The organism is Microbacterium sp. WCS2018Hpa-9 (assembly GCF_031843745.1).
Classification (GTDB): Bacteria; Actinomycetota; Actinomycetes; order Actinomycetales; family Microbacteriaceae; genus Microbacterium.
The window spans coordinates 418,436-427,458 of sequence record NZ_JAVTIY010000002.1 but is presented as its reverse complement, the minus strand read 5'-3'; the positions used below and the strand labels follow the sequence as shown (position 1 = coordinate 427,458).

Sequence of the window (9,023 nt, the reverse complement as noted above, 5' to 3'; positions counted from 1 at the left end):
CGAGATGGTTGAACAGTTCGATCACCCAGTCGGATCACCGCGGATCATCCGCGCGAACGCCGCCACAGAGTCGCATTCCTCCCCGATCGCGACTTCTCCCTCCCCGGATAGTGGCGGCGTTCATCCGTTCGCTCACAGCTCGACGGCTCGACGGCTCGACGGCTCGACGGCTAGAGCGTGATGTCGGATGCGGAGGCGAGCGGCCGCCACTCCGTCGATCGGGCGCTGCGCTGGGCGAGCACGTCGGCGTCGAGCAACGGCCCCACGTCGAGCCCCGTGACTCGAGCGATCTCCGCGACCGGAACCTGGAACGTGCGGAAGGCGCCCAGCGGCGGCGCGGCGAGCAGGCCGTCGGGGGTGGCGACGAGCTCGGACTGGTCGAGCACGAAACCGGCGGCTGACAGGCCGTCCGGCCCCTCCCAGGCTGCGATCTTCCAGAACCGGAGCGGGATGCGGATGCCGCGATACGGCGGGTCGTCGTCGCCCAGCACGGGAGCCGTGAACACCGAGACGCGCTGATCGGTCGCCTCGGCATACTCGATCACATGGTCTTCGAGACCGAGCCAGAGCTCCTTCGACTGGTTGAATCCTGCCGCCTGCGGGGCGGCGTTCGGATAGAAGAACGTGGCCTCGGTGGCATCCCTCGCCTCATCGACATCGCCCCACCCCGGGTCACGCCGCCGCACGAGATGGCCGCGGTCGAGGTCGTTGCGCGCGTAGACATCGGGACCCGTCTGCAGCTCGTCGTCGATGCGAGGGTCGAGACGCCACTCGCCGGTGCGCGGCAGTTCGCGCAGCAGTGCTCCGTCGATGTTCACGCCCGTCACGGCGGCCAGCCGACGGTCGCCATCGAGCAGCACCGTGAAGCGCGGGTAGGTCAGATGCGTCGCATCCTGCGCCGGCCGGGGCAGGGCGACCCGCGTCGGAAGGAAGTCGAGGTCGTATCCGTCTGCCATGCCCCCATGATGCCCGCCCCCTCCGACATCGCCCAGGGGTGCCGAACATGGGAACGCCCCCACCCGATCGTCTCGGGAGGGGGCGTCCGCCATCAGCGGGTCACGGGGTGGGCATGCCGCCGTTCACGTTGAGCGTCTCGCCGGCGACGTAGCTCGACTCGGCCGACGCGAGGAAGACATAGGCGGGTGCCAGCTCGGCCGGCTGTCCCATGCGGCCGAGAGGCGTGTCCTCACCGAACTCCGGGAGCTTCTCCTGCGGCTGACCGTCGCTGGGCTGCAGCGGCGTCCAGATCGGTCCGGGAGCCACGGCGTTCACGCGGATGCCCTTGGGTGCGAGCTGGTCGGCGAGGCCCTTGGTGAACGCGTTGATCGTGGCCTTGGTCGACGCGTAGTCGACGAGGATTCCCGACGGCGAGTACGCCTGGATCGACGTGGTGTTGATGATTGTCGCACCGGCGGGGAGGTGCGGCAGCGCGGCCTTCGTGATCCAGAACATCGCGTAGACGTTGGTCTTGAAGGTGTCGTCGAACTGCTCGTCGGTGATGTCGGTGAGCGACTCCTGATAGACCTGCTTGCCGCCGTTGTTGACGAGGATGTCGAGGCCGCCGAGCGCGCCGACCGCCTCTGCGACGAGGGTGCGGCAGTACTCGGGGTCGCGCAGATCGCCGGGGATCTGCGCCACGGTGGCGCCCGCATCTCGAAGGATGCCGGCGATGCGCGCAGCATCCTCCTCCTCTTCCGGAAGGTACGAGAGCGCGACGTCGGCTCCCTCACGGGCGAAGGCGATCGCGGTCGCCGCTCCGATGCCCGAGTCGCCGCCGGTGATGAGAGCCTTGCGACCGGTGAGACGGCCGGAGCCCCGGTAGCTCTCCTCGCCGAGGTCGGCCTTCGGGGTGAGGTCGGCGTCGAGCCCGGGTTCGGGCATGTGCTGCTTCTCGGGCTCGATGTCGGAATAGAGCTCGGCCGGGTTGACGAAGGTGTACTGGTCGCGAGACATGGTGTGTCCTCTCGGTCGCTGGTCTGGGGGTATGACTCCAGCGTGCGCCGAGGCCGGGATGTCGGCCAGCGCCTTGCGTCCCAGGACTCAGGTCGCTAAGGCGAAGCCGGGGGACGTCCTGACGTCGCGTGGGGAGGAGAACTGCTCTTCGGGAGGAGAGATTCGCCGGATTCCTCAGCCCGAGGGGCAGATCTCCTCCCGAACGGCCGAGGCGAGGGGTCGACCAACCCCCGACGCCCGGAGTAGCCTCGCCGCATGGCCCGACTCATCTACTCCATGATCACCTCGCTCGACGGATACGTCAGCGGGCCCCACGGAGGATTCGACTGGGCGCTCGACGAAGAGCTGCACGACTTCATCAACAGGCAGTTCGCCGACGTCGGCACGTATCTGTACGGGCGACGCATGTACGAGACGATGGTCTATTGGGAGACCGCCCACCTCGAGCCCGATCAACCGCAGGTCGGCATCGACTACGCACGAGTGTGGCAGGCGGCCGACAAGGTCGTCTTCTCGAAGACACTCGTCGAGGTATCGAGCGAGCGCACCCGGCTCGAGCGCACGTTCGACCCCGAGACGATCGAGCGGTGGAAGGCCGAGTCCGACAAAGACCTCTCGGTCGACGGGCCGACTCTCGCGGCCGAGGCGATCCGCGCGGGCCTGGTCGACGAGTTCGGCCTGTTCATCGGGCCGGGGATCGTCGGGGGCGGCAAGCCGTTCTTCCCCGGCGGTGTGCACGTCGATCTCGAGCTGCTCGACGATCGACGCTTCAGCAGCGGGGTGATGTTCCTCCGCTACGCGACGCGGCGGTGACCGGGAAGCCCGGTGTCAGGGGCGCACGCGAACGGTGCGGCCCTCGAAGGTGACCAGATCGCCGTCGTGCAGCTGACGGCCGCGGCGACGATCGACCTCGTCGTTGACCTTCACGAACCCGTCGATCACGACCTCCTTGGCGTTGCCACCCGAGTCGAGCAGCCCCGAGTACTTCAGGAACTGCCCGAGGCGGATCATCTCGCCGCCGATGGAGACATCGTCGATGCGGCCGGAATTCGTCATGACTGAAATGGTAGCCGCCGGATGACGTCAGCCGGGCGCGGTCAGCCGAGCGCCCGCTGGATCCGTTCGCTGAGCCGGTCGGCCGCCTTCGAGGTCATCCGGCGACGGGTGGGCGACTGCAGCGCGATCCTCACGTCGGATCCGCCCTCGGTCATCGGAGTCGCGACGACCCGCACGTCGGCTGGCCCCTCGAACAGCGTCCGTCGTGTGCTGAACGCCACGGAACGATCGTCGGAGACTCGCCACTCGACGTGCTTCAGCTCCGTCGTGAGCTGCTGCAGCACTCGCACGACGGAGTCCGCCTGCGCGGGTGTGTAGAAGTACGTGTGCACCGTGACCGGCATGGATTCCCCTGACGACAGCATCTTCGGTCTGCGATCGAGACCGTACCCACCTAGAGAGACCGCCCGGTGAACGATTCATGATGCGAAAGCGCCGAACTCGTCGGAGATGCGTCGAGCCGCCGACCCCGTAGGGCCGGCGGCTCGAGGAACGACGCGGGTCGTTCAGTCGTCGATGTCGGTGCCGACGACGGCGAAGTCGGCGCTGAAGTCGATGTCGATCGAGCGGCGGTCGCTCGTGAGCACCGACGCGTCGTAGGGGCTGACCTCGTCGTTGTCGGCGTCGAGGTCGGTGATCATGCCGTCGGCCTCGGCCAGCGCGGCATCGACCAGTGCGCGGATGGCAGCCTCGTCGAGGGTGTTCGTGGGGGCTGAGTCATCGTCGTCCTGCTCGCTGGAGATGACGGTGGCCGTGAGGTCGGCATCCACCCGCACCTCGGTCTCGCTGCCGTCCGCCGCGGTCAGCTGCACCTCCCAGGTGCCGTCGCGCTTCGCGTCGATCGAGGTGACGTCACCGTCGGCTGCGCCGCGAGCGGCATCCGCGATCTCCACGAGCTCGTCGGCCGAGTCGGTGCCGATGTCGGTCACCGGGCCTCCGCCCTGGGGCGCGCCCTGCTGGCCGTCGTCGTCGCTGTCGTCTCGGTCGCCACCCGGCTGTCCGCCGTTGTCGCCGGCGTCGCCGCGGGGGCCGTCGGAGACCGAGGGGCGGTCGTCGTCGTCGCCGAACTCGTCGCCGATCGCTGCTCCGATGGCGACGCCGCCGCCGGCGAGGACCACCGCAGCCGCGATTCCGCCGCCGATGAGCAGGGCACGCTTGCGTCCGCGCTTCGCGGGGGTTGCGGGAGCGGATGCCGGAGCGCCGGTGTCAGCGGCGAGCGGTGCGACGGGCACGGTCTCGGCGTCATGGGCCGGCGTCGGTGCGGGCGGCGCGGGCGGTGCCGGAGGAGTCGAGTTCGCGGAGAGGTTCTCGGGCGTCTGGTCGGGGGTCGGGTTCTTGTCGTTCATGTCTCGATGCTCTCGCGGCGGTGCTGAAGCCACCCTGAAGCCTCCTGAAGGACTCTTCAGGAAGCCGGAACCGTGAACCGGGCCAGGGGTTCCCTCGAACCGTTTGCAGGATCCAGGTACGTCTGCAGGACGAGAACAGCTGTCTGGTCCCGCATCCGTGCTTCGGTCCTGCAGACGGGACTGGATGCGGAGAGGCCTCAGTCCGACAGGGGGAGGGCCACCACGAAGCGAGCGCCGCCCCAGCGCGAGACGTCGACCGAGACGGTTCCTCCGCTCGCCGCGGCGATGCCCTGCACGATCGCGAGGCCGAGGCCGCTGCCGCCGGCATCCCGACTGCGAGCCTCATCGAGCCGTACGAAGCGTTCGAAGATGCGCTCGCGCTCGTCGGCCGGCACTCCTGCGCCGTCGTCCTCGACGGTCATGAACACCCAGGCGTCCTGCGGGATCACGCTGATCGCCACGCGGCTGGCGCTGTGCCTGGCGGCGTTGTCGGCGAGGTTGCGCAGCAGCTGGCCGAGAAGCCGAGGGTCGCCGGTGACGCGGGCCGCGCCGATGCCGGACCCGTCGACCTCGACCCCTCGCGACCTCAGCCGGCGCACCTCTCCGAGGGCGAGGTCGTCGAGGTCGATCGCCTCGTCGTGCGTGCCCCCGCCCTCGTCGAGGCGGGCGAGCAGCAGCAGCGATTCGACGATGCCCTGCAGCCGAAGCCCCTCGTCTGAGACGACCTCGGCCAGTTCGCCGATGCTGGTGGTGGCCGGGTGCGCCTGTGCGAGCTCGGCGTGCTGACGGATCGTCGCGAGCGGTGAGCGCAGCTCGTGCGATGCATCCGAGACGAAGCGGCGCTGGGCCGTCGCCGACGAGTCGAGGCGGTCGAGCATCCGGTTCATGGTGGTCGCGAGCGCCGCGATCTCATCGGATGACGGCGGCACCTCGACGCGTCGGTGCAGGTGTTCGGCCGTGATGCCGTCGACCTCCTCGCGGATGCGTGCGACGGGCCGCAGTGCGCGGCCGACGACGAGCCAGGTGGTGACGGCGACGAGCAGCAGCAGCAGAGGCACGGCGACCGCGAGCAGCACGGCGATGGTCGACAGCGTCTCGACACCGTCTTCGATCGAGACCGCGAGCACCAGCGTCTCGTCGTTCTCGAGGTCGTCGGAGACGACGAGCATCGGCTCGCCGCCGATCGTCGTGGTGCGGGCCCGGTCGGCGAGTGGGAGCGCGGTGGATCCGAGCTCGTCACGGGCGTCTTCGCTGGCAGCCCTGACCGCGCCGTCTTCGTCGATGATCTGCACGATCTCATCGTCGAGCGAGTCGACGCCACGCTCGCCACCCGGGCCGCCGCCGGGGCCGTCGAATCGTTCGGCGAGCTCGTCGAGTCGCTGTTCGGCGGCGCGCTCAGCGCTCGCATGGATGCTGGAGCTCAGGATGCCGTAGAACGAGAACGCCCCGATGAGCAGCGCGACGGCGACGACGAGGGTCGCGCCGAGGGTCGTCCTGGCGCGCACCGATCTGAACGCGCGACTAGCCACCGTCGGCCGCCAACCGGTATCCGGCGCCGCGGATCGTCTCGATCGCCCCGCGCCCGAAGGGCTTGTCGAGCTTGCGGCGCAGGTGGCCGACGTAGACCTCGACGATGTTCGGATCGCCGTCGAAGTCGTCGTCCCAGACTCCCTCGATCAGGGCGCGCTTCGACAGCACCTGACCGCGGTGGCGCATGAGGTGCTCGAGCACGGCGAACTCGCGGGCGGTCAGCGTCACCTGGGTCTCGCCGCGCCACACGTGGTGAGACGAGGGGTCGAGCCGCAAGTCTCCCGCTTCGAGCACGGCCGGGCGAGCGACGGCACCCCGACGCACGAGAGCGCGGATGCGGGCGACGAGGATCGCGAACGAGAAAGGCTTGGTGACGTAGTCGTCGGCGCCGGTCTCGAGCGCCTCGACCTGATCCCACTCGCCGTCCTTCGCGGTGAGCATGAGCACGGGCGTCCAGTTCTCCTCGGCGCGCAGCGCCTCGCACACCTTCCACCCGCTCATGCCGGGCATCATCAGGTCGAGCACGATCGCGTCATACCGCGTCTCGCGCGCACGCCAGAGCCCGTCGACGCCGTTGTTCGCGACGTCGACCGCGAAGCCCTCAGCCTCGAGCCCCCGGCGGACGGCGTCGGCCAGGCGCACCTCGTCGTCAACCACCAGGATCCGCATTCCTCCAGTGTGGCGGGCGCACGCTGAATCCGCGCTGAAGCGGGTCAGGCGAGCAGGCGAGCCTGGATCTCGCGGATCGTCGATCCGAGGATGCCGGATGCCAGCAGCCCGGGGCCGAGTGGGCCGGCCGAGTCCGATCCGAGCAGGGGAAGACGGCGGAGGGCGCTCGCCGCCTCCGGGGAGAGCAACTCGAACTGTGCATCGATCTCGTGATAGGCGGCGTCGGCATCCTGGGGACGACTCGCGCTCACCGCTGCGACCGCATACGCCACCGCGCCCAGGGCGTGCGCTCCCATGTGGGCGACGCCCGCGGCCTGTGCGGCCGAACGCGCTGCGGCGACACCGGCGGGAGTGCTCGCGCTCGCCGCGGCGCGTCCGGCGACGAATCGGCGTCTGATCTCTTCGGCGGCGCTCAGCTCGCCGCTGCTGAACGCCCTGGCCCGCGCGATCGCCTCGCGCGCTCTCAGGTCGTCGGGCGCCTCCTGCTCGAAGAGGGGCAGTGTGCGCGCAGCGCAGTCGGCAGCCCACGCGGCGACCGTTCGCCGATCGGGTTCGCTCAGGGATTGGAGAGAGGGAGTCTTGGGCATGATGACCTCACCGCATCCGTCGTGCGGCTCGCGCCTGAGCGGCGTGGTGCGCGTCGCCGAGGAGGGCGAGAACGGTGGCCCCGGTTCGCTCGGCGGGGTTGACCACGCTCACCCAGCCTGCGTCGCCGTAGAGCGGATGCCGCACGAAGGCATCCGCATCCGACGGCCGCGCTGTCTCGTCGACGAGCTGCGCGACCCGCTCACCGCCGACGTGGATGTTGACGCGGAAGCGGCCGGGCGCATCGAGCCCGGACGACGAGTCGTCGGGATAGTCCTTCGTGATGATCGTCCCGTACGGCTGGGTGCGCTCCGGCATCCGGCCGTCGGGCGCGAAGTAGAAGAACGCGTCTCCCCAGGCGAGTTCAGGAGCATCGTCACCTCGGGTAGGGGCGACGACGAGTGCGCCATCGAGGGCGCGGACGTGGTTGATGATGTTGTGCATTTCCATCATTCAATGGTGGAGTTGACGTGCTTATGTGGAGTTTTGACTTGGGGAGGTGAGAAAGCTGTGCTCAACCCTCAAGTGAGTGGCGTCACCACAGCGCGGTTGGCGCGCGCCGTCGGCTACTCCACGCAGCAGGTGAGAGACCTCGAACGACTGGGCGTGCTTCCTCGGGCCGACCGTGGTCCGAACGGTTACCGTCGCTATCTCCCGCACCATGCCGTGGCGCTGCGCGCCTATCGAGCGATGGCCGACGCGATCGGTCCGGTGCCTGCGCGCGCCCTGATGCCGGAGCTCGTCGGAGGGACGGTCGAGGCGGCTGCCGAGCGCATCGACGAGCTGCACGGTGCGCTCGCGAAGGAGCGGACGCAGGTGAGAGACGCCCTTCGAGGGCTGGAGGTCGCGGTGGGCGAATCCACCGACCTCTTCGCAGAAGAAGACGCGATGACGATCGCTGAACTCGCCCACGCGCTGGGGGTCCGAGCGTCGGCACTGCGGCACTGGGAGCGGGAAGGGCTCGTGCATCCTGCGCGGGCATCGCGGTCGGCCGCCCGGTCGTTCGGAGCCCGCGCCATCACCGAGGCTCGTATCGTGGCGGCATTGCGTTCAGGTGGTTACGGCATCCCCTCCATCGCTCGTGTGCTCGAGCAGGTTCGCGAACAGTCTGTGACGGCCGATGCGCAGCGGATTCTGACGGAACGTCTGGCGGCGCTGACCCGGCGCAGCGTGGCGCTGCTCGCCGCGGCGGGCCATCTGCACGAACTCCTCGAAATGCTCAGTGCTGAAACCGCAGGCGCTGGTGAGGACGGTTGATCCGTCACGCGGCGCACACCCGGTTGGCACTGTCCGTGCCGTGTGGTTGCATGAGGGCATGACCGGAATCCGGGGGGACAGGTCGAGAGGTGCACGTCTGCTTCTCGTCGTTGCGACGACCATGATGCTCGCAGGCTGCGCGACGGCGACGACCGGCCCGCCCGGCGCCTCGCCGACTGCGACTCCGACCCCGACTCCGACTCCGACTCCGACTCCGACTCCGACTGTGGCGTGCCCGCAGATCGAAGGCGTCGATCTGCCGCCGGAGTGTGCGCCCTACGACCCCGACAACGCGATGGCGCAGAACGACCGATACCGCGACCGAGTCGACCTCTCGGAAGAGAGCCGCGCAGCGGCCGAGCAGCCGGCAGAAGCAGTCCGCACCGGGCTCGAGACGCTCCGCACCTCAGGAGACCTGTCTGTCGACGCGGTGGAGGAGGTGTTCGCCGCTGCTGGCGTCGCCCACGTCCAGACGCTCGGCGACGAGCGGGCCGTCGCCTTCGGTGCCGCAGCTCCGGAGGGTGGATGCATCTTCGGCGAGGTCTCGGCCGATGTGCTCTCGGTCGAGATCGGCGGCATCATCATGGACGGCGGGTGTCTGCCGGCGATCGGGCACTGACCGACCGA

12 protein-coding genes are annotated in these 9,023 nt (G+C 69.3%); 3 read left to right on the top strand and 9 right to left on the bottom strand.

Going from position 1 to position 9,023, the window contains the following annotated elements:
* Positions 1–170 precede the first annotated feature (170 nt).
* Positions 171–956 carry a DNA/RNA non-specific endonuclease gene (locus RQG82_RS05880; RefSeq protein WP_311258177.1) on the bottom strand — a complete coding sequence of 262 codons (786 nt, stop codon included), beginning with the start codon at positions 954–956 and terminating at the stop codon, positions 171–173.
* A 100-nt stretch (positions 957–1,056) separates the two neighbouring features.
* Positions 1,057–1,953: an SDR family oxidoreductase gene (locus RQG82_RS05875; RefSeq protein ID WP_311258176.1), complete on the bottom strand. Its 897-nt coding sequence runs from the start codon at positions 1,951–1,953 to the stop codon at positions 1,057–1,059.
* A gap of 255 nt (positions 1,954–2,208) precedes the next feature.
* Here RQG82_RS05875 and RQG82_RS05870 point away from each other — a divergent pair, with 255 nt between their 5' ends.
* Positions 2,209–2,766, top strand: coding sequence for a dihydrofolate reductase family protein (locus RQG82_RS05870; RefSeq protein WP_311258175.1), 558 nt, complete (start codon positions 2,209–2,211; stop codon positions 2,764–2,766).
* Between the two features lie 15 nt (positions 2,767–2,781).
* Here the strand turns inward: RQG82_RS05870 and RQG82_RS05865 are convergent, their stop codons facing one another.
* From RQG82_RS05865 to RQG82_RS05835, 7 genes are all read right to left on the bottom strand, one after another.
* The gene (locus RQG82_RS05865) at positions 2,782–3,009 is read right to left on the bottom strand and encodes an RNA-binding S4 domain-containing protein (RefSeq protein WP_201470604.1); all 228 of its coding nucleotides are present in this window, start codon (positions 3,007–3,009) and stop codon (positions 2,782–2,784) included.
* Positions 3,010–3,050: 41 nt separating this feature from the next.
* Positions 3,051–3,353, bottom strand: coding sequence for a hypothetical protein (locus tag RQG82_RS05860; protein WP_311258174.1), 303 nt, complete (start codon positions 3,351–3,353; stop codon positions 3,051–3,053).
* A 162-nt stretch (positions 3,354–3,515) separates the two neighbouring features.
* The gene (locus tag RQG82_RS05855) at positions 3,516–4,355 is read right to left on the bottom strand and encodes a hypothetical protein (protein WP_311258173.1); all 840 of its coding nucleotides are present in this window, start codon (positions 4,353–4,355) and stop codon (positions 3,516–3,518) included.
* A 197-nt stretch (positions 4,356–4,552) separates the two neighbouring features.
* The gene (locus RQG82_RS05850) at positions 4,553–5,884 is read right to left on the bottom strand and encodes a HAMP domain-containing sensor histidine kinase (RefSeq protein ID WP_311258172.1); all 1,332 of its coding nucleotides are present in this window, start codon (positions 5,882–5,884) and stop codon (positions 4,553–4,555) included.
* Positions 5,877–6,554: a response regulator transcription factor gene (locus RQG82_RS05845; RefSeq protein ID WP_311258171.1), complete on the bottom strand. Its 678-nt coding sequence runs from the start codon at positions 6,552–6,554 to the stop codon at positions 5,877–5,879. Before RQG82_RS05845 ends, RQG82_RS05850 begins: the two co-directional genes overlap by 8 nt.
* Positions 6,555–6,598: 44 nt before the next feature.
* Positions 6,599–7,141, bottom strand: a complete 543-nt coding sequence (locus RQG82_RS05840) for a putative immunity protein (RefSeq protein WP_311258170.1) — start codon at positions 7,139–7,141, stop codon at positions 6,599–6,601.
* Positions 7,142–7,148: 7 nt separating this feature from the next.
* Positions 7,149–7,589, bottom strand: a complete 441-nt coding sequence (locus tag RQG82_RS05835) for a DUF6194 family protein (protein ID WP_311258169.1) — start codon at positions 7,587–7,589, stop codon at positions 7,149–7,151.
* A gap of 60 nt (positions 7,590–7,649) precedes the next feature.
* Between RQG82_RS05835 and RQG82_RS05830 the strand changes: the two genes are divergently transcribed.
* Together RQG82_RS05830 and RQG82_RS05825 are read left to right on the top strand one after the other, a co-directional pair.
* Positions 7,650–8,396 (top strand): MerR family transcriptional regulator, encoded by a 747-nt coding sequence (locus tag RQG82_RS05830; protein ID WP_311258168.1) that lies wholly within the window; start codon positions 7,650–7,652, stop codon positions 8,394–8,396.
* A 58-nt stretch (positions 8,397–8,454) separates the two neighbouring features.
* Positions 8,455–9,015 (top strand): hypothetical protein, encoded by a 561-nt coding sequence (locus tag RQG82_RS05825; RefSeq protein WP_311258167.1) that lies wholly within the window; start codon positions 8,455–8,457, stop codon positions 9,013–9,015.
* Positions 9,016–9,023: the final 8 nt, after the last annotated feature.